Origin of the sequence: Streptomyces sp. P17, assembly GCF_032436805.1 — a bacterium.
GTDB lineage: Bacteria > Actinomycetota > Actinomycetes > Streptomycetales > Streptomycetaceae > Streptomyces.
In genome coordinates, this window is the sequence record NZ_JAVRBF010000031.1 from 43,548 (window position 1) to 60,945 (window position 17,398).

A 17,398-nucleotide genomic window follows, 5' to 3' on the forward strand; every position below is an offset into this window, starting at 1 on the left:
GTTCGAGGAGCGCCGCATGTCCGTGTATTCCGGGGACCCCGTCCGCCGCCGCGTCGCCGTCGTCGGCACCGGTGCCATCGTCAGCGGCAGCCATCTGCCCGCGCTCACCGCCCACGCCGACCGCACGGAACTGGTCGCCGCCGTCGACGTGGACCCGGGCAGACTCGACGCCTTCCGGGAGCTCGCGGGCGGCGCGGTCACCGGCTATACGTCGGTCGACGCGATGCTGGACGCCGAACGCCCCGAGCTGGTGCTCATCGGCACCCCGCCCTCCCTGCACCGGGAGCAGACGGTGGCCGCGCTCAAGGCGGGCGCCTGGGTCCTGTGCGAGAAACCGCTCACGCTGTCCCTCGCCGAGTACGACGAGATCGCGGCGGCCGAGGAGGCGTCCGGGACGTACGCGTCCGTGATCTTCCAGCACCGCTACGGATCCGGGGCCGTGCACGCCCGCGAACTGATCGCCAAGGGTGAGCTGGGGACTCCGCTGGTCGCGCACTGCCAGACCACCTGGCACCGGGACACGGCGTACTACGCGGTGCCCTGGCGCGGCCGCTGGGCCGGCGAGGGCGGCGGCCCGACCATGGGTCACGGCATCCACCAGTACGACCTGCTGCTGCATCTGCTCGGCGAGTGGGACGAAGTGCGGGCCATGGCGGCGCGGCTGGTCCACGACACCGAGAGCGAGGACGTCTCCACCGCCCTGGTCCGCTTCGCGAACGGCACCCTCGCCACCGTCGTCAACAGCGTGCTGTCCCCGCACGAGGTGAGCCGCATCCGCGTCGACTGCGCGGACGCGACGGTCGAGCTCACCCATCTGTACGGGCACCGCAACGAGGACTGGGTCTACACCCCGGCCCCGCATGTCACCGCCGACCGCGCCGACGCCTGGCGCAACCCCGCCCCCGACGTTCCCAGCTCCCACACCGCCCAGCTCGGCGGCCTGCTCGACGCGTACGACGCGGGCGTACGGCCCCCGGGCAGCGGCCCCGACGCCCGGGCCACACTCGAATTCGCCGCCGCCCTGTACAAGTCGGCGTTCACCGGCCTGCCGGTCCGCTCCGGCGAGATCGCGCCGGGTGATCCTTTCTACGCGGCGATGCACGGAGATCACCCCGACTGGGCCCCCAAGGAGCGCGCATGAGCATCCGAGTCAGCCACGCGTACGGCGAGCACATCGCGGTCGCGGCGGCGAACGGCACGGAGATCCTCCGCTACGTCTACCGCCCCGACCCCGACGCCTTCGAGTCCCGCAAGCCGTACGCGCACCCGCTGCGCACCCTCGCCGGCCGGACGGTGACCGGATACCGGCCCAGCGACCACCGCTGGCACAAGGGCCTGCAGATGACCGCGAGCCATCTGTCCGGGCAGAACTTCTGGGGCGGCAACAGCTACGTCCATGGGGAGGGCTATCTGCGCCTGCCCGAGCGGGTCGGCTCGATGCGCCACGACGGCTTCCCCGAGTTCACGGTCACCGACGACCGGCTCGCCTTCACCGAGGAGCTGACCTGGGTGGGGAACGGCGGCGAGGAGTGGGCGCGCGAGACCCGCGGGCTCACCGTCCACTCCGTCGACGAGGAGGCGGGCGCCTGGGCCCTCGACTGGTCGATCGAGCTCACCAACACCCGCGCCGAGCCCCTTGCCTTCGGCTCCCCGACCACGGCGGGCCGCGAGATGGCCGGCTACACCGGACTCCAGTGGCGCGGTCCGCGTGACTTCACCGGCGGCACGCTCTTCGCACCCGGCACCGACTCCGAAAAGCTGATGGGCTCCCAGGGCCCCTGGCTCGCCTTCAGCACGGAGCACGACGACGTCGACGCGCACTCGACGATCGTCTTCGCGCACGCGCCGGAGAACCTGGACGCCATCCACGAGTCCCACTGGTTCGTGCGCTCCGAGCCCTTCCCGACCGTCGCCTTCTCCTGGGCGTTCTTCGAGGAGTTCGAGCTGCCGCCGGGCGAGTCCTTCGGCTACCGCTACCGGGTGGTGATCGCCGACGGGGCCTGGGACACCGAGCGGGTGGCCGCGCATCTGGAGGGCCTGCCGTGGTGAAGCCGGAACTGCCGCACCCGCTGCCCGGTGCCGTCGGCCTGTCCCACCTCAGCGCCTACGACTGGGAGTCGGCCGACGGCGTCTGCGGCGGCAGCCCGCATCTGCACCTGGTGTGCACCGAGGCGTACGTCGTCATCGGCGGCCGGGGCGCCGTACAGACCCTGAGCCCCGACGGCGACCGGGACATCCCACTGGAGCCCGGCTCGGTCGCCTGGTTCACGCCGGGCACTGTGCACCGTATGGTCCAGGACGGGAACCTGCGCATCACCGTGCTGATGCAGAACAGCGGCCTGCCCGAGACCGGGGACGCGGTGTTCACCTTCCCGCCCGAGGTGCTCGCCGACCCCGAGCGGTACGCGGCAGCCGCAACCCTCCCGCCCGGTACCGGAGTTGACACGGCCGAGGCCGCCCGGCGCCGCAGGGACCTCGCCGTCGAGGGCTACCTCGTCCTGCGCGAGGCCCTCGTCGCCGGCGACAACGGCCCGTACCTGGAGTTCCAGCGCGCCGCCGCCCGACTGGTCCGCGACAAGGTGCCGACCTGGCGCGAGCTGTGGCGGGCGGGGGCCCTGGCCACCGCCGAGCGCACCGGTGCCCAGCTCGACGCGCTGGCCGAAGGGGAACCCGCGTATCTCGGTGAGGCGACCGCGCACGAGGCGGCGCCGACCCGGCTCGGCGGGTTCGGGATGTGCGGCAGACGGGACGAGTACGCGCTGCCGGGGACGACGCTGCCGTACCGCGGGGAGTGACCCGTGCCAAGCCGTAGGGACGGGAGGCGGCCTCGGCGTGCCGTCGTGCAGTTCATGCGCGGTCGGCGCGGCCGCCCGGGAGGCCGTACGGGCCCCGGGCGGCCGCGCCCTGGTGCTGCTGACGGCGGTGGGGCCACGGGTCAGCGCGGGTCGTGGTCCCTGGGCAGGCGCACCGCTGCCTTCAGCCGTGTCAACCTCGGCGGGGACGGGGTCGCGATCCGGGCCGGCGCCCGCCGTGACGAGCGGCATGCCGCGTACGCGCTCACCGGGCGGGAGCAGAGCCGGGTGACCGGTCTGGTGGCGGCGAGGTCACCCGCGAGCTGCCGAACGGGGGCCTGCCGGCCGGAGTTCATCACATCGAGCACCTGCCCGCCCCGGCCGACCTGCCCGAGCGTCTGGCCGCCGATGGCGTGGTGCTGTGGCGTCGGACCGCCTGAAACGGCCGTGCGCCCGGCCGCTCTGGGCGAGCGGCCGGGCGCGGCGGGCTGTGCTCCCGCAGCGGCCGGAGTTCATCGGACTCAGGAGCCGTCTCCGGTTCGGGCACGGGTGGTCGGGCCGTGTACCCGGTCGCCTCGACGGTCGCGATCAGATCGTCGACGGAGACGCCACCGCCGTAACTGACCTTCGTCTTCTCGGTGGTGTAGTGGACGGTGGCGGTGACGCAGTCCATGCGGTTGAGCTTCTTCTCGATGCGCGCCGCACACGAGGCGCAGGTCATGCCGCCGATGGTGAGTTCGGTGTCGTTCGTGGTGGTCATCTCTGCTCCTCGGGTGGGCGGGCTGGGTCAGGCGCGGCCGGTGAGCTCGTAACCCGCCTCGTCGACGACCTCGGCGACGAGCGTGTCGTTCGGTTCGGCGCTGCTGCTGACGGTGACCTGCCCCTTGTCGAGGTCGACCTCGACCCCGGTCACGCCGTCCAGCTCGCCGATGACCTTGGTGAGCGTGGCCTTGCAGTGGCCGCAGGACATGCCGGAGACGGCGTACGTGGTGATCGTCTGCGTGGACATGGGGTGCCTCCTGAATAGGGTCCATCTATACCCGGCGGGGGTATCCGACCCGGGTGACTCCATCTATACCCATGGGGGGTATCGAAGCAAGCGGGGTCCGGGGTTGACTTCATACCCCCCAGGGGTATGGTGAGCGGCACAGAGACCCTGAGACCGAGGAGATCGTCATGCATGCCGGACTCAAGATCACCGCGTTCGCCGCCGGCCTGGCCGCCACCTTCGGCACCGCCTATGGCGTGGGCAAGGGCGTCGGACCGATCGGGGAGGATGCCGCCCCCGCACGCCACGAGAGCCACAGTGAGGCCTCACCGAGCCCGGAGGGAGGCGGCGGGCACGAGGCGATGGCCGGCGGGCTGCAGATCTCCGAGGGCGGCTACACCCTCGACCTGAAGACCCCGACCGTCGCGGCCCGCGAGAACACCGACCTGCGGTTCGTCATACGGGACGACGGCGGCCGCGCGGTGACCGGCTACCAGCGCGAACACGACAAGGAGCTCCACCTCATCGTGGCATCGCGCGACCTCGTCACCTACCGCCATCTGCACCCGGCCCGGGCCGCCGACGGCACCTGGAGCACGCCCGTAGACCTGCCCCGCGCGGGCGGCTACCGGGTCTTCGCCGACTTCACCCCGGCGCAGAAGGGCGCCGAGAACCTGACGCTCGGCGCCGACCTCGCCGCCTCCGGTTCCTACGAGCCCCAGAACCTCCCGGCTGCGGACACCACCGCCGAGGTCGACGGCTACGAGGTCCGACTGGACGGCACCCTGCGCCCCGGCGCGGCGAGCGAGCTGAAGCTGAACGTCTCACGCGACGGCAAGCCCGTCACCGACCTCCAGCCCTACCTCGGCGCCTACGGCCACCTGGTCGCCCTGCGCTCCGGCGACCTCGCCTACCTGCACGTCCACCCGAACGGCGAACCCGGCGACGGCAGGACCGAGCCCGGCCCCGGCGTCTCCTTCACCGCCACCGCGCCGAGCAGCGGCACGTACCGCCTGTTCCTCGACTTCAAGCACGACGGGGAGGTCCGCACCGCGGCGTTCACGGTCCGGGCCGGGGCAGCGGCGCCCGAGGAGACCACCTCGCACGAGGAGGCACCCGCGCACGGCCAGTGAGGTCAGCCCAGCGCCCGGTCGAGATTGAAGGCCGCGCTGATCAGCGCGAGGTGGGTGAACGCCTGGGGGAAGTTGCCCTGTTGCTCCCCGGTGTGGCTGATCTCCTCGGCGTACAGGCCCAGATGGTTGGCGTAGGTGAGCATCTTCTCGAAGGCCAGTCGGGCCTCGTCGACGCGGCCGGCGTGCACCATGGCCTCGACGTACCAGAAGGAGCAGATCGAGAACGTGCCCTCGTCGCCGCGCAGTCCGTCGGGGCTGGCCATCGGGTCGTAGCGGTAGACCAGCGAGTCGGACACCAGATCCTGGGTCAGCGCGTCCAGCGTCGACAGCCACTTCGGGTCCGTCGGCGCGATGAACTTCGTCAGCGGCATCATCAGTACGGCCGCGTCCAGCACGTCGTCGTCCTCGTGCTGGACGAAGGCCTGACGCGACTCCGACCAGCCCTTGCTCATGATGCGCCGGTAGATGGTGTCCCGGCAGTCGCGCCAGCGGACGATGTCGGCGGGCAGGCCACGCCGGTGGGCCATGCGGATGGCCCGCTCGATCGCCACCCAGCACATCAGGCGCGAGTACAGGAAGTTCTTACGGCCGCCCCGGGTCTCCCAGATCCCCTCGTCCGGCTGGTCCCAGTGGTCGCACACCCAGTCCACCAGCGCGCACACGTCGTCCCATTGGTCGCTGGAGATGGGCTTGGCCCACTTGTCGTAGAGGTAGATCGAGTCGATCAGGGCGCCGTAGATGTCGAGTTGGAGCTGCTCGGCGGCGGCGTTGCCGATGCGGACCGGCGCGGAGCCCTGGTGGCCCTCCAGATGGTCGAACTCACGCTCCGCGAGATCGGTACGGCCGTCGATGCCGTACATGATCTGCAGCGGTCCCGAGGGCTTGCCGTCGCCCGGACTCACATGCCGGGTCACGAAGTTCATGAACGCCTCGGCCTCGCCGGTGAAGCCGAGCCGCAGCAGCGCGTACACGCAGAAGGCCGCGTCGCGCACCCACACGTAGCGGTAGTCCCAGTTGCGTTCGCCGCCGATCTGCTCCGGCAGGCTCGTCGTCGGCGCGGCGACGATCGCTCCGGTGGGCGCGTACGTCAGCAGCTTCAGCGTGAGCGCCGAGCGGTGCACCATCTCCCGCCAGCGGCCCCGGTACTTGGACGCGGACAGCCAGTGCCGCCAGTACGCGACCGTGGTGCTGAACTGCTCCTCCGCCTCGGTCCTGGCACACCGGCGCGGTGTCACCTCACCGCCGACCTGGTCCAGCGCGAACACCGCCGACTCGCCCTCGGCGAGCTTGAAGTCGGCCCGCACATCAAGGCCGTCGGGCTCCAGAGGCACCGTCGCGGTCAGCCCGAGCGACAGCTTGGCCGACTCGAAGACCGCCACATCGCCGGCCATCCGGACGGAGTGCGGCTGGGTGCCGTAGTCGAACCGCGGCGCCACGCGTGTGCGGAACGGGATGGAGCCGCGCACGCACAGCACGCGCCGGATCAGCCGATGCCGCTCGGTCTCCACCGAGTCGCCGTCGACGGGCATGAAGTCCTGCACCTCACCGACGCCGTCCTCGGTGAAGAAGCGGGTGATCAGGACATTGGTGTCCGGGAAGTAGAACTGCTTGGTCCGGGCCGGTACGGCCGCCGCCAGTTCGAAGGACCCGCCGCGCTCGGAGTCGAGGATCGCGGCGAACACGCTCGGCGCGTCGAACGCCGGGCAGCAGTACCAGTCGATCGTGCCGTCGGTCCCCACCAGGGCCACGCTGCGCAGATCGCCGATCAGACCGTGCTCGGCGATCGGCAGATAACGCGAAGCCCCGGGGGCGTCCTGGTCGCTCGGTGCTGTTCCGCTCATCGCAGCCTCCCTGGCCCCCGACACCGCCACGGCACCAGCCTAGGCGGAGAGGAGGGCTTCATGGGCGCGCAACGGCGTCAGACCGTGACGACCTCGATGCCCGCCTCGGTGAACCGCCGGACCGTGTCGGTCCCGGCCGCCGTGTCGGTGACCAGCGTGTCCACCGCGTCGGCCGCGCAGATCCGGGCGAACGCCCGGCGCCCCAGCTTGCTGGAGTCGGCGGCGACGATCACCCGCCCCGCGCGCTCGCACAGCAGCCGGTTGATCGCGGCCTCAGCCTCGTCATTGGCCGCCGCCCCGTGCGCCACATCGAAGGCGACGACACCGAGCACCGCCACATCGAGGGTGATCTGCCCGAGCACCCCGTCCGCGAGCGGCCCGATGAGTTCGTACGACTGCGGACGCGCGACCCCACCGGTCACCACAATCTTGAACTGGGGGCGTACGGCAAGCTCGTTGGCGATGTTGAGCGCATTGGTGACGACGGTCAGCGCGGGCGAACCGGAGGCCAGATCACCGCGCACGGCCAGGGCGCGGGCCACCTCGGTCGTCGTCGTGCCGCCGGTCAGGCCCACCGCCTCGCCGGGGGCGACCAGCGCGGCCACCGCCTTGGCGATGCGCTCCTTCTCCGAGGCGTGCCGGGCGGTCTTGTAGCGCAGGGGCAGCTCGTAGGAGACGCCGTGGACGACCGCGCCGCCCCGGGTGCGGACCAGCATCTGCTGCTCGGCCAGCTGGTCGAAGTCGCGCCGGATGGTGGCGGCGGAGACCGCCAGTTCGGCGGCCGCTTCCTCCACGTCGAGACGGCCGCGCTCGACGAGCAGTTCCAGCAGTGACTTCCAGCGGGCGTCGCGCGACATCCGCACCTCCGTTCCTCGATCTCCCGGCGACCCTAGCGCACCCCCACTTCCCTCGAATGCTTGATTCTGCTCGAAAGTTCGCTATATCTTGCAAGAAAAATCAAGCCAGGGGAGGGGTGGGCATGACCCACGTCGAAGAGGAGCTGGCCGGCCAGCCCGAGTGCTGGGCCCGGGCAGCGACACAGGCCGCCGCACACGGCGGGGCCCTGCCGGTGGTGGGGGAGCGGGTCGCGATCGTCGGCTGCGGTACCTCGTACTTCATGGCGCAGTCGGCCGCCGCACTGCGCGAGGGCGCGGGCCAGGGCGAGACGGACGCCTTCGCCGCCTCGGAGTTCCCGCACGGGCGCGCCTACGACCGGGTCGTCGCCCTCACCCGCTCCGGCACGACCACCGAAGTGCTGGAACTGCTCGGAGAGTTGAGGGGCCGTACCCGCACCACCGTGATCACGGCCGACCCGGAGACCCCCGTCATGGCGGCCGCCGACGACGTCGTCGTCCTCGACTACGCCGACGAACGCTCCGTCGTGCAGACCCGGTTCGCGACCACCGCGCTCACCGTGCTCCGCGCCCACCTGGGCCTGCACACCGGCGCGGTCGTCGCCGACGCCCGCGCCGCGCTCGACGCCCCGCTGCCCGAAGGCCTCGTCGACAGCACCCAGTTCACTTTCCTCGGACGCGGCTGGACCGTCGGGCTCGCCCATGAGGCCGCGCTCAAGATGCGCGAGGCGGCGCAGGCGTGGACCGAGTCCTACCCGGCGATGGAGTACCGGCACGGCCCCATCAGCATCACCACCGAATCCACCGCGACCTGGATGCTCGGCGAGCCGCCCGAGGGCCTGGCGGAACAGGTCCGCGCCACCGGAGGCACCTGGGTGACCGGCACCCTCGACCCGCTCGCCGACCTCATTCGCGCCCAGCGCCTCGCGGTCGCCGTCGCCCAGGCCCGGGGCCTCGACCCGGACCGTCCCCGCCACCTCACCCGCTCGGTGATCCTCGCTCCCTGACGCCGCCGAAATCCCCGACGTCCACGGAAGGACCAGCCGTGCCCCTCGTCACCACCGGCGAACTCGTCACCCGAGCCGCCGCGCAGCACTCCGCCGTCGCCGCCTTCAACGTCATCACGCTCGAACACATCGAGGCCGTCATCGCCGGCGCCGAATCCGCCGAGGCCCCCGTCGTCCTCCAAGTCAGCGAGAACGCCGTCACGTTCCGCTACGGCCGACTGCTCCCGCTCGCCCGGGCCGCCGTCGCCGCCGCCGAACGCGCCGCCGTACCCGTCGCGTTGCACCTCGACCACGTCCAGAGCGACGAGCTGCTGCGCCAGGCACCCGGCGCCGGATTCAGCTCCGTGATGTACGACGCGGCCCGGCTGCCCTACGTCCAGAACCTCGCCGCCACCCGGGCCGCAGCCGACTGGGCGCATGCCCAAGGGCTGTGGATCGAGGCCGAGTTGGGTCAGATCGGCGGCAAGGACGGACAGCCTGCCCTCGACGCCCACGCCCCCGGTGCCCGCACCGACCCCGTCCAGGCCCGCGCCTTCGTCGCCGACTGCGGAGTGGACGCCCTGGCCGTCGCCATCGGCAGCGCGCACGCGATGACCACGCGCACCGCCGCCCTCGACCACGACCGCCTCGAACGACTCGCCGCCACCCTGGACGTCCCCCTCGTCCTGCACGGCTCCTCCGGCCTCCCGGACGCCGAACTCACCGCGGCCGTCTCCGGAGGCATCGCCAAGGTCAACATCGGCACGGCCCTCAACATCGCGATGACCGGAGCCATCCGCACCTACCTCGCGGCGCACCCCGAGGCGGTCGACTCGCGCAAGTACCTCAGCGTCGGAAGAGAGGCGATGGGACGGGCGGTCGCCGGAATCATCGGCACCCTGACTAGCGCTTGACCGCCCTCAGCACCACGAACTTCGGGTCCCCGGACACCAGTTGGCAGTTCCCGAACAGCCGCTTCAGCTTCACGTGGTACCCGAGATGACGGTTGCCGATCACCCACAGCTCGCCACCCGGCCGCAGCGCGCGCTTCGCCCCCGTGAACATCCGCCACGCCGTGGCGTCGGTGGTCGCCTGGTGGGAGTGGAACGGCGGGTTGTTCAGCACCAGGTCGACACTGTCGGCCGGCACCCCGGCAAGACCGTCGCCCACCCGGAACTCGGCGTGCCCCGGCACCCCGTTCGCCTTGTACGTCGCCTCCGCCGACGCCACCGCCTGGAAGGACTCGTCGACGAACAGCACCTCGGCCTCGGGATCGGCCAGCGCCACTGCCGTACCGACCACGCCGTTGCCGCAGCCGAGGTCCACCACCCGCCGGCCGCCGCTGCTGCTCGGCAGATGGGCCAGGAAGAACCGGGTGCCGATGTCGAGCCGGTCCGCGCAGAAGACGCCCGCGTGATTGACGACCGTACGGCCGGAGACCGCGCCGATGCCGTCGGGCAGCTCATAGCTGTGGGGCCAGGGATTGGCGCCGCGCTTGAGCGTCGGATCCGGGGTGCAGAAGATCAGCCGCGCCTTCTTCTCGGCGAGGGAGGTCCGGGTCGGGCCGAGGATCCGCTCGAACAGCTTCAGCGTCGAGGTGTGGATCTCCTTGACCATCCCGGTACCCACGACGACCGTGTCCGCGTGCACGGCGGGCGCCAGCCGCAGCAGCTGGTCCTCCAGCAGGGCCAGGCTCTTCGGGATCCGCACCAGCAGCACATCGATCCGCTCGGGCGGCGGGTCCTGCGTGGTGAGCAGCCGCACGGCACCGGGCTCGACACCGGCCTGGGCCAGGTTCGCCCGGGTCGCCTCCCGCGTGAGGTGGGAGTCGGTGATCTGCGTCGGCCGGTGCGCAGCCAGCGCCGTCACCAGCGCGCCCCAGCGGTCCCCGACCACCACGACCGAGCCGGACAGCGGGACCTCCTGGTCCGCGAGATGCCGGAGGAGATATTCGTCGGAGGCGTCCCAGGCACGCAGCCGGTTGCGCGGGTCCTCGGGGAAGCGGGCCAGGGCGAGCTCGCCCCAGGGAGTCGTCATACGGTCGTTCATCGTGCGACCAGGCTAGGCCCTGTCGTCACATTCCCGCCTGCCGTGCGACGCCTGGCACGCACGCTCGGAGCCGCAGCTCAGGGCACGATGGACAGATGGACGAACTGTTCCCCAGGGCCCGCACCACGGTCGCGCCGGGCGCCGTGCACCTACCGGACTGGCTGGACACGAACCGGCAGCTCGAGCTGCTGGCGGCCTGCCGGGACTGGGCCCGCCCGCCGGCCGGACTGCGGACGGTCCGCACCCCGGGCGGCGGCACGATGACCGCGCGGCAGGTCTGTCTCGGCCGGCACTGGTATCCGTACGGCTACGCCGGCACCGTCGTCGACGGCGACGGCGCCCCGGTGAAGCCCTTCCCGCACTGGCTGGGCGAGCTGGGCCGGGAGGCGGTGCGGGACGCGCTGGGGGAGGGGGCGGTGCCGTACGACATCGCCCCGGGCGCGCAGGCAGCGCCGTACGACATCGCTCTGATCAACTTCTACGAAGCCGACGCCCGGATGGGCCTGCACCGCGACAGCGACGAGAAATCGGACGCTCCCGTCGTCTCCCTGAGCCTCGGTGACACCTGCGTCTTCCGCTTCGGCAACACCGAGACCCGGGCCCGTCCCTACACGGACGTGGAGCTGCGCAGCGGGGACCTGTTCGTGTTCGGGGGACCCTCCCGGCTCGCGTATCACGGGGTGCCCAAGGTGTACCCGGGCACGGCACCGGCCGAGTTGGGGCTGACCGGGCGGTTGAACATCACGCTCAGAGTGAGCGGCCTGTAGCCAACCGGACCTGCGGATCATGGGAGACTCGCCCTCATGAGCGGCAAGGCTGACCCCCGGCCGGCGGGGGAAGGGACCACCTCAAGGACGCGGTTGGACCGGGGACGCGGCGCGCTCGGGCCCGCGCTGGAGCTCGTGCACACCGGACGCGCCCCCACCCGGGCCGTGCTCACCGCGGAACTCGGCGTGACCCGGGCCACGGCCGGCGCGGTCGCCGCCGAACTGGAGGCCCTCGGACTGATCCGGGTCGACGCCCGGCCCGGCGCGGCGGCCGGCTCCCAGGGCCGCCCCTCGCACCGTCTTGAGGTCGCCGAGGACGGCCCTGTCGTCCTCGCCGCCCAGGTGCACGCCGACGGATTCCGCGCCGCGCTGGTCGGCCTCGGCGGGCGGATCGTCGCCACCGCGCCGGGCTGCGAGACCGTGGACGCCGACCCGGCGAAGGTCCTCGGGTCCGTGGTGGAGGCGGGCGCCGATCTCCTGCGCACGACCGGACGGCGCTGCGTGGGCGCCGGACTCGCCGTGCCGTCCGCGGTCGCCGAACCCGACGGCCTTGCGCTGAACCCCCTGCACCTCGCCTGGGCCGTGGGCGCGCCGGTGCGCCGGATCTTCGCCGAGTGCGTGCGGGCGGCCGGGCTCACCGGACCGGCGTTCGCGGGCAACGACGTCAACCTCGCCGCGCTCGCCGAGCACCGGCACGGCGCGGGCCGCGGCGCCCGTGACCTGCTGTGCGTGGCCACCGGACACCGGGGCGTGGGCGGCGCGCTGGTGCTCGACGGGCGGCTGCACACCGGCAGTTCGGGTCTCGCCCTTGAGGTCGGCCACCTCACCGTCAACCCCGAGGGCCGCCCCTGCCACTGCGGCAGCCGCGGCTGCCTGGACGTCGAGGCCGATCCGCTGGCCCTGCTCACCGCCGCGGGCCGCGACCCGGGACCCGAGGTGTCCCTGCTGCAGCAGGCCAACGACCTGATCCGGCACCACTACGACGACCCGACGGTCCGCAGGGCCACCGAGGAACTGATCGACCGGCTCGGCCTCGGCCTTGCGGGCCTGGTGAACATCCTGAACCCGGACCGCATCATCCTCGGCGGTCTGCACCGGACCCTCCTGGACGCCGACCCGGACCGGCTGCGCGCGGTGGTCGCCGACCGCAGCCTGTGGGGGCAGAGCGGCGGCGTGCCGATCCTGGCGTGCACGCTCGACCACAACAGCCTGGTGGGCGCCGCCGAACTGGCCTGGCAGCCGGTGCTCGACGATCCGCTGGGGGCCCTAACCCGCCAGTGACCGGGTGCCGACCACGCCGAGCAGCGCGAGCCGTTCGGCGTCCTCGGTGTCCGGCTCGGCCGTGTAGACCATGAGGCGCAAGTGCCGTAGGCCAGACCCGCTCCCAACTCCGCGCCATGGTCCGCTGGGAGTCGGTCCTGGTAGCCGCCTTCGGCACGACAGGCGGCCTGGCCCTGGGCGCCTTCCTGGGCTGGGTCCTGGTCAAGGCCTCGGACGGAGCGAGCGACAGCGCCTTCGCATTCGCCATGCCGCCCCTCCAACTGCTCGTGGTGGCCCTGGTAGGCCTCACGGCAGGGGCCCTGGCAGGCCTACGCCCAGCAAGCCGCGCGGCACGACTGAACGTACTGAGTGCAATAGCCACGGAGTAAGGCCAAGAAGCCAACCAAGCGAGCCTGCACCCAGGCCTCCGGCCGGGAGGGAGCCGCAGGGGCGCGCCGGTGTCGAGAGGGCTGGGTGCACCCCCTCTGGGGGAGCGCGGAGGCCCGACGGGCTGAGCACGCTCGCCCTCTCGACACCGGAAAAAGCGCCCCGAAGGCGACCGACCCAAAGTCACTGACGGCCCGCAGAACATCTCACGGCCGGCCAAAACCTCTCACCGCCGGCAATATTTCTCACCGTCAGCCAAAACAACTCACGCCGGCAAAACCTCTCACCGCCCGATCAGCCGGCAACGGCCGACCGGGCGGGAGCATGTTCGGGCCGACGCAGGTCGACACGCGGCCCGAGGTCTGCGAATCGGTGGGCGGGCTTCTCCAGCACCGCCCGCCGAAGTGGACGCGCCGCCGCTCGCGCCGACGCCGTCGTCGGCAGCGTGAACCACACGACCTTGCCCGACTCGCCGTCCGGCCGCACGCCCCAGCTGTCGCTGACCGCGGCCACCATCGCCAGACCCCGCCCGCAGGTGGCGAGCGGCGCGACGGCATCGATGTCCTCCACGACCGGCAGACGCGGGTCGTGGTCGCGCACGGAGACCATGAGCCGGTCGAGCAGCAGCTCGATCTCCACGGTGCACGTCTTGTCGGGCTGTGCGTGCTGGTGGACGTTGGTCAACAGCTCCGTCACACCGAGCGCCGCCCGGTCTATCAGGGGATCCAGATGCCAGTAGCGCAACTGCGCCGATACGATTCTGCGGACCTGGCCGATCCGCGACGGCAGGGCTTGGAGCTCCACCGTGCAGTGCCTGCTTGGGTGACTGATCACGGCTGCGACTCCCCGACTTGAGGTCCGGAAGAACACGGGATTCGGATCGATCCAGCAGAGTGCCTGCGTACAACGGCCGCCTGCTGTCGTGGCCGGCGGCTGGTTCGCAGCGTTATCGCCGGTAAACCCTAAGTGACGTGAGACCAGCGTGACGCAGGGGGTGCGGTACCGCAACTCGCCGTACGTCAGCGGTTACCCCCCGCTGCCTTCCGTACCGCCTCGATGAACCGGCGTGCCGCGGGCGGGCCGGGCTCGCCGGGCGCCGGGTCGTGATCGCCCAGGGTCAGCAGGTAGCGCTTGCCGTTGAGGTCCGCCAGCGCCCGGTCGTCCGGCGCGAACCAGGGCTTGGACGCCCGTACCGCCTGCACCGGCGCGCTGTCGATCTCGCTGCCGTAACTGGTGAGCAGTTCGAGCCGCCCGCCGCTGATCCGGACCTGTCCGGCCCGGGTGAGCGAGCGCAGCCGCTTCCCGATCCGCACGCCCGTGGCCGTGAACTCCGGCTCCGCCATGCCGCCCCGCCCCCTTGCGCGTGTCGGTCTGCCGGACCGTAGGGCCTGCGTGGGCGAGGTCCGGCTGGTGTTCGTGATCCAGTGTGCGCCCTCGCTGCAGTCTGCCCGCACCCGGCGTGGAGCACCAGTGCGTACGGCGAGGTGGACGGGCGGGGCCGGAGCACTCGGCCGAATGCGCCCCCATGGGTCCGTACGCGCTGTCCCCAGGGTGGTCTTTGAGGCTCCCAAAGGTGTGTTTATGCAGGTGAGAAGCGTGCGGAAGGTGTCTATGATCGGGGCGTCGGCCGCGCGCGGCGCCGTCGGCGCGAAGCGTAAGGAGCCCGCCGTGAGCACCCCCCAGCAGACCCGGACCGGCGAAACCCTCGACGTCGACCACACCGACGTCGCTTATCGGAACTGGCTCAAAGAGGCCGTCCGCAAGGTCCAGGCCGACGCGAATCGGTCGGCCGACACCCATCTGCTCCGCTTCCCGCTGCCGGAGAAGTGGGGCATCGACCTTTATCTGAAGGACGAGTCGACCCACCCGACGGGCAGCCTCAAGCACCGTCTGGCCCGATCGCTCTTCCTCTACGGCCTGTGCAATGGCTGGATCCGTCCGGGTTGCCCGGTGATCGAGGCGTCCAGCGGCTCCACCGCCGTCTCCGAGGCGTACTTCGCGAAGCTGATCGGTGTGCCCTTCATTGCGGTCATGCCGCGCACGACGAGTGCCGAGAAGATCCGTCTGATCGAGTTCCACGGGGGGCAGTGCCATTTCGTGGACGACTCGCGCACGATGTACGAGGAGTCCGTCCGCCTCGCGGTGGAGACCGGCGGCCACTACATGGACCAGTTCACCTACGCGGAACGGGCCACGGACTGGCGCGGCAACAACAACATCGCTGAATCCATCTTCCGTCAGCTGGAGTTGGAGCGGTTCCCGGAGCCCGCGTGGATCGTCGCCACGGCCGGCACCGGCGGTACGTCGGCGACCATCGCCCGCTACGTCCACTACACGCAGCACAACACCCGTATCTGTGTCGCCGACCCGGAGAACTCCTGCTTCTTCGAGGGCTGGACCACCGGCGATCCGGACGTCACCTGTGACTGCGGCTCGCGGATCGAGGGCATCGGCAGGCCGCGGATGGAGCCGAGCTTCGTGCCGGGCGCGATCGACCGCATGATGAAAGTCCCGGACGCGGCGAGCGTGGCCGCCGTACGGGCGCTGGAGAAGGCCATCGGCCGCAAGGCGGGCGGCTCGACCGGTACCGGGCTGTGGAGCGCGCTGAAGATCGTCGCCGAGATGGTGGCCGAGGGACGGCAGGGGAGCGTGGTGACGCTGCTGTGCGACCCGGGTGACCGCTACCTCGACAAGTACTACTCGGACGCCTGGCTCGCCGAGCAGGGCCTGGACATCCAGCCGTACACGGAGGCGATCGAGTCGCTGCTGGAGACGGGCGTCTGGCCGTGCTGACTCAGCGTTTCACCAGCCGCCGGTCCAGCGCGGTGACCGCGTCGCGGAACGCCCGCCCGAGCCCGGGTCGCGCGGCCTTGAGCACCATACGGAAGGGCGCCGAGCCGTCCGCCGCGAACGTCCACTGCACGCGCGTGCCCGTGCCGGCCGGGTCGAGGCGCCACTCCTCGACCAGCGCGCGCAGGCCCGGCGCGTTGGTCGCGTCGACGCGGTAGGCGTACACCTCGGGCTTGTTCGCCGCGAGGATCGTCTCCTGGAACCGGACGCCTCCCCGCAGCCGGATCTGGCGTCCGAGCACCGTGTCCTCGACCGGCTCGGCCTGCGTCACCGCCGAGAACCACTCCGTCCAGCCGGGCACGTCCTCGGCGAGGGCGTGGAAGACGGTGTCGGGCGGGGCGGAGATCTCCCGGGCGAAGACGAGCCGTACCGGAGCGGTCCCGACGAAGTCGAGCCTCTCGTGCCGCAGTCGGCGGAGCATGGACGCAACCCCCTTGGCGATGGCCGGAGGCGTCACCCTAGCTGACGGCGCATCAGCTGTCTGTAGTGTCCTCGGGCTCACCGGCGACGACCAGCCGCCGCAGATGCTCCGACACCTGCGCACGCGCCTCGGCCGCCAGTCCCCGGTCGGTGACCAGCGTGTCCACCTGGTGCAGCGCCGCGAACGAACTCAGCCCCACCACACCCCACTTGGTGTGGTCGGCGACCACCACGACCCTGCGCGCCGACTGCACCAGACGGCGGTTGGTCTCGGCCTCGGCGAGGTTCGGCGTCGACAGACCGGCCTCGACCGATATCCCGTGGACCCCGAGGAACAGCACATCGAAGTGGAGCGCGGCGATGGCCTGGTCGGCGACCGGACCGACCAGCGAGTCGGAGGGGGTGCGCACTCCGCCGGTCAGCACGACGGTCGCCGCGCCCTGCCGGGGGCCCGAGGTGCGCTGCGCGACATGGAAGACATCGGCCACCCGCACCGAGTTGGTGACGACGGTGAGGTCGGGCACGTCCACCAGCTGATGGGCCAGCGCGTACGTCGTCGTACCGCCGGACAGCGCGATCGCCGCGCCGGGGGCGACCAGTTCGGCCGCGGCGCGCGCGATGTCCTCCTTGGCGGTCAGCTCCAGGCCCGACTTGGCTTCGAAACCCGGCTCGTGGGTGCTGGCCTCCATCACCGGGACCGCGCCGCCGTGCACCTTCTCCAGCACGCCCTGCCGGGCCAGCGCGTCGAGATCGCGGCGCACGGTCATGTCCGACACGCCGAGCTTGCGGGTGAGCTCGTTGACCCGGACCCCGCCGCGGCGCCGGACCTCGTCCAGGATCAGGGCGCGCCGCTGCTCCGCGAGGAGGTTCTGATTCTCACTCACGTACGCTCCGGTTCCTTTCGCCTCAAGCCGTCTCGCCGCCTCGTGCACCCGCTCCGACGAGGACGTTCACCCCGTCCCGGTGCGCGGACGTCCCATCCTCGCACGCCGTCGCACGGCATGCGCCACCGATTGCCCCGACGCGCGCATGTCACCCGCGCTTCATCCGTCCCCCGAATGTCACCCGGAT

The 17,398-nt window shown here is 71.7% G+C and carries 17 protein-coding genes and 3 pseudogenes; 10 read left to right on the forward strand and 10 right to left on the reverse strand.

Annotation, left to right across the window (positions count from 1 at the left end; all coding sequences use genetic code 11):
• The first annotated feature begins 16 nt into the window (after window positions 1-16).
• From RMT89_RS20980 to RMT89_RS20990, 3 genes are read left to right on the forward strand one after another with little or no spacing between them, the layout of a single operon-like run.
• Complete coding sequence (locus tag RMT89_RS20980; RefSeq protein ID WP_315885283.1) at window positions 17-1,141, forward strand: Gfo/Idh/MocA family oxidoreductase; 1,125 nt, start codon at window positions 17-19, stop codon at window positions 1,139-1,141.
• On the forward strand, window positions 1,138-2,049 hold the full coding sequence (locus RMT89_RS20985) for a PmoA family protein (protein ID WP_315885284.1): 912 nt from the start codon (window positions 1,138-1,140) through the stop codon (window positions 2,047-2,049). Before RMT89_RS20980 ends, RMT89_RS20985 begins: the two co-directional genes overlap by 4 nt.
• Entirely contained in the window at window positions 2,043-2,795 is a 753-nt protein-coding gene (locus RMT89_RS20990; protein ID WP_315885285.1) for a cupin domain-containing protein, read from the forward strand. The genes RMT89_RS20985 and RMT89_RS20990 overlap by 7 nt, the downstream gene beginning before the upstream one ends.
• A gap of 490 nt (window positions 2,796-3,285) precedes the next feature.
• On the opposite strand, the pseudogene RMT89_RS20995 reads toward RMT89_RS20990, so the two are convergent.
• Window positions 3,286-3,552 (reverse strand): annotated as a pseudogene (locus RMT89_RS20995) (cation transporter); the annotation flags it as partial.
• Between the two features lie 27 nt (window positions 3,553-3,579).
• Window positions 3,580-3,801 carry a cation transporter gene (locus tag RMT89_RS21000; protein WP_315885286.1) on the reverse strand — a complete coding sequence of 74 codons (222 nt, stop codon included), beginning with the start codon at window positions 3,799-3,801 and terminating at the stop codon, window positions 3,580-3,582.
• 167 nt (window positions 3,802-3,968) lie between these two features.
• Between RMT89_RS21000 and RMT89_RS21005 the strand changes: the two genes are divergently transcribed.
• Complete coding sequence (locus RMT89_RS21005; protein WP_315885287.1) at window positions 3,969-4,913, forward strand: hypothetical protein; 945 nt, start codon at window positions 3,969-3,971, stop codon at window positions 4,911-4,913.
• A 2-nt stretch (window positions 4,914-4,915) separates the two neighbouring features.
• On the opposite strand, the gene RMT89_RS21010 is transcribed toward RMT89_RS21005, so the two are convergent.
• Together RMT89_RS21010 and RMT89_RS21015 are read right to left on the reverse strand one after the other, a co-directional pair.
• Window positions 4,916-6,754: a glycoside hydrolase family 15 protein gene (locus RMT89_RS21010; protein WP_315885288.1), complete on the reverse strand. Its 1,839-nt coding sequence runs from the start codon at window positions 6,752-6,754 to the stop codon at window positions 4,916-4,918.
• Between the two features lie 77 nt (window positions 6,755-6,831).
• Window positions 6,832-7,611 (reverse strand): DeoR/GlpR family DNA-binding transcription regulator, encoded by a 780-nt coding sequence (locus tag RMT89_RS21015; RefSeq protein ID WP_315885289.1) that lies wholly within the window; start codon window positions 7,609-7,611, stop codon window positions 6,832-6,834.
• A gap of 122 nt (window positions 7,612-7,733) precedes the next feature.
• On the opposite strand from RMT89_RS21015, the gene RMT89_RS21020 reads away from it, so the two are divergent.
• Together RMT89_RS21020 and RMT89_RS21025 are read left to right on the forward strand one after the other, a co-directional pair.
• Complete coding sequence (locus tag RMT89_RS21020; RefSeq protein WP_315885290.1) at window positions 7,734-8,615, forward strand: SIS domain-containing protein; 882 nt, start codon at window positions 7,734-7,736, stop codon at window positions 8,613-8,615.
• A 38-nt stretch (window positions 8,616-8,653) separates the two neighbouring features.
• Window positions 8,654-9,508: a ketose-bisphosphate aldolase gene (locus tag RMT89_RS21025; RefSeq protein WP_315885291.1), complete on the forward strand. Its 855-nt coding sequence runs from the start codon at window positions 8,654-8,656 to the stop codon at window positions 9,506-9,508.
• Here RMT89_RS21025 and RMT89_RS21030 read toward each other — a convergent pair.
• Window positions 9,498-10,643, reverse strand: a complete 1,146-nt coding sequence (locus tag RMT89_RS21030; protein WP_315885292.1) for a methyltransferase — start codon at window positions 10,641-10,643, stop codon at window positions 9,498-9,500. The two genes, RMT89_RS21025 and RMT89_RS21030, sit on opposite strands and share 11 nt — an antisense overlap.
• A 95-nt stretch (window positions 10,644-10,738) precedes the next feature.
• Between RMT89_RS21030 and RMT89_RS21035 the strand changes: the two genes are divergently transcribed.
• Together RMT89_RS21035 and RMT89_RS21040 are read left to right on the forward strand one after the other, a co-directional pair.
• Entirely contained in the window at window positions 10,739-11,410 is a 672-nt protein-coding gene (locus RMT89_RS21035; protein WP_315885293.1) for an alpha-ketoglutarate-dependent dioxygenase AlkB, read from the forward strand.
• Window positions 11,411-11,446: 36 nt separating this feature from the next.
• Entirely contained in the window at window positions 11,447-12,691 is a 1,245-nt protein-coding gene (locus tag RMT89_RS21040) for an ROK family protein (RefSeq protein ID WP_315885294.1), read from the forward strand.
• Here RMT89_RS21040 and RMT89_RS21045 read toward each other — a convergent pair.
• Window positions 12,677-12,772: pseudogene (locus RMT89_RS21045) on the reverse strand (transcriptional regulator); the annotation flags it as partial. The gene RMT89_RS21040 and the pseudogene RMT89_RS21045 sit on opposite strands and share 15 nt — an antisense overlap.
• A gap of 2 nt (window positions 12,773-12,774) precedes the next feature.
• On the opposite strand from RMT89_RS21045, the pseudogene RMT89_RS21050 reads away from it, so the two are divergent.
• A pseudogene (locus RMT89_RS21050) lies at window positions 12,775-13,059 on the forward strand (FtsX-like permease family protein); the annotation flags it as partial.
• Window positions 13,060-13,351: 292 nt separating this feature from the next.
• Here RMT89_RS21050 and RMT89_RS21055 read toward each other — a convergent pair.
• Entirely contained in the window at window positions 13,352-13,891 is a 540-nt protein-coding gene (locus RMT89_RS21055; protein ID WP_315885295.1) for an ATP-binding protein, read from the reverse strand.
• Between the two features lie 185 nt (window positions 13,892-14,076).
• Complete coding sequence (locus RMT89_RS21060; protein WP_315885296.1) at window positions 14,077-14,400, reverse strand: hypothetical protein; 324 nt, start codon at window positions 14,398-14,400, stop codon at window positions 14,077-14,079.
• A 325-nt stretch (window positions 14,401-14,725) separates the two neighbouring features.
• Between RMT89_RS21060 and RMT89_RS21065 the strand changes: the two genes are divergently transcribed.
• Window positions 14,726-15,850 carry a PLP-dependent cysteine synthase family protein gene (locus RMT89_RS21065; RefSeq protein WP_315885297.1) on the forward strand — a complete coding sequence of 375 codons (1,125 nt, stop codon included), beginning with the start codon at window positions 14,726-14,728 and terminating at the stop codon, window positions 15,848-15,850.
• 1 nt (window position 15,851) lies between these two features.
• Here RMT89_RS21065 and RMT89_RS21070 read toward each other — a convergent pair whose 3' ends face one another.
• Both RMT89_RS21070 and RMT89_RS21075 read right to left on the reverse strand, forming a co-directional pair.
• Window positions 15,852-16,328 carry an SRPBCC family protein gene (locus RMT89_RS21070; RefSeq protein WP_315885298.1) on the reverse strand — a complete coding sequence of 159 codons (477 nt, stop codon included), beginning with the start codon at window positions 16,326-16,328 and terminating at the stop codon, window positions 15,852-15,854.
• 52 nt (window positions 16,329-16,380) lie between these two features.
• Window positions 16,381-17,211 carry a DeoR/GlpR family DNA-binding transcription regulator gene (locus tag RMT89_RS21075; protein WP_315885299.1) on the reverse strand — a complete coding sequence of 277 codons (831 nt, stop codon included), beginning with the start codon at window positions 17,209-17,211 and terminating at the stop codon, window positions 16,381-16,383.
• Window positions 17,212-17,398: the final 187 nt, after the last annotated feature.

What these genes read in the sequence shown, in the direction of transcription:
- RMT89_RS20980 (WP_315885283.1), top strand. Translation starts at nt 17, where the DNA reads ATGTCCGTGTATTCCGGGGACCCCGTCCGCCGCCGCGTCGCCGTCGTC.
- RMT89_RS20985 (WP_315885284.1), top strand. Translation starts at nt 1,138, where the DNA reads ATGAGCATCCGAGTCAGCCACGCGTACGGCGAGCACATCGCGGTCGCG.
- RMT89_RS21000 (WP_315885286.1), bottom strand. Translation starts at nt 3,801, where the DNA reads ATGTCCACGCAGACGATCACCACGTACGCCGTCTCCGGCATGTCCTGC.
- RMT89_RS21005 (WP_315885287.1), top strand. Translation starts at nt 3,969, where the DNA reads ATGCATGCCGGACTCAAGATCACCGCGTTCGCCGCCGGCCTGGCCGCC.
- RMT89_RS21010 (WP_315885288.1), bottom strand. Translation starts at nt 6,754, where the DNA reads ATGAGCGGAACAGCACCGAGCGACCAGGACGCCCCCGGGGCTTCGCGT.
- RMT89_RS21015 (WP_315885289.1), bottom strand. Translation starts at nt 7,611, where the DNA reads ATGTCGCGCGACGCCCGCTGGAAGTCACTGCTGGAACTGCTCGTCGAG.
- RMT89_RS21020 (WP_315885290.1), top strand. Translation starts at nt 7,734, where the DNA reads ATGACCCACGTCGAAGAGGAGCTGGCCGGCCAGCCCGAGTGCTGGGCC.
- RMT89_RS21030 (WP_315885292.1), bottom strand. Translation starts at nt 10,643, where the DNA reads ATGAACGACCGTATGACGACTCCCTGGGGCGAGCTCGCCCTGGCCCGC.
- RMT89_RS21035 (WP_315885293.1), top strand. Translation starts at nt 10,739, where the DNA reads ATGGACGAACTGTTCCCCAGGGCCCGCACCACGGTCGCGCCGGGCGCC.
- RMT89_RS21040 (WP_315885294.1), top strand. Translation starts at nt 11,447, where the DNA reads ATGAGCGGCAAGGCTGACCCCCGGCCGGCGGGGGAAGGGACCACCTCA.
- RMT89_RS21060 (WP_315885296.1), bottom strand. Translation starts at nt 14,400, where the DNA reads ATGGCGGAGCCGGAGTTCACGGCCACGGGCGTGCGGATCGGGAAGCGG.
- RMT89_RS21070 (WP_315885298.1), bottom strand. Translation starts at nt 16,328, where the DNA reads ATGCTCCGCCGACTGCGGCACGAGAGGCTCGACTTCGTCGGGACCGCT.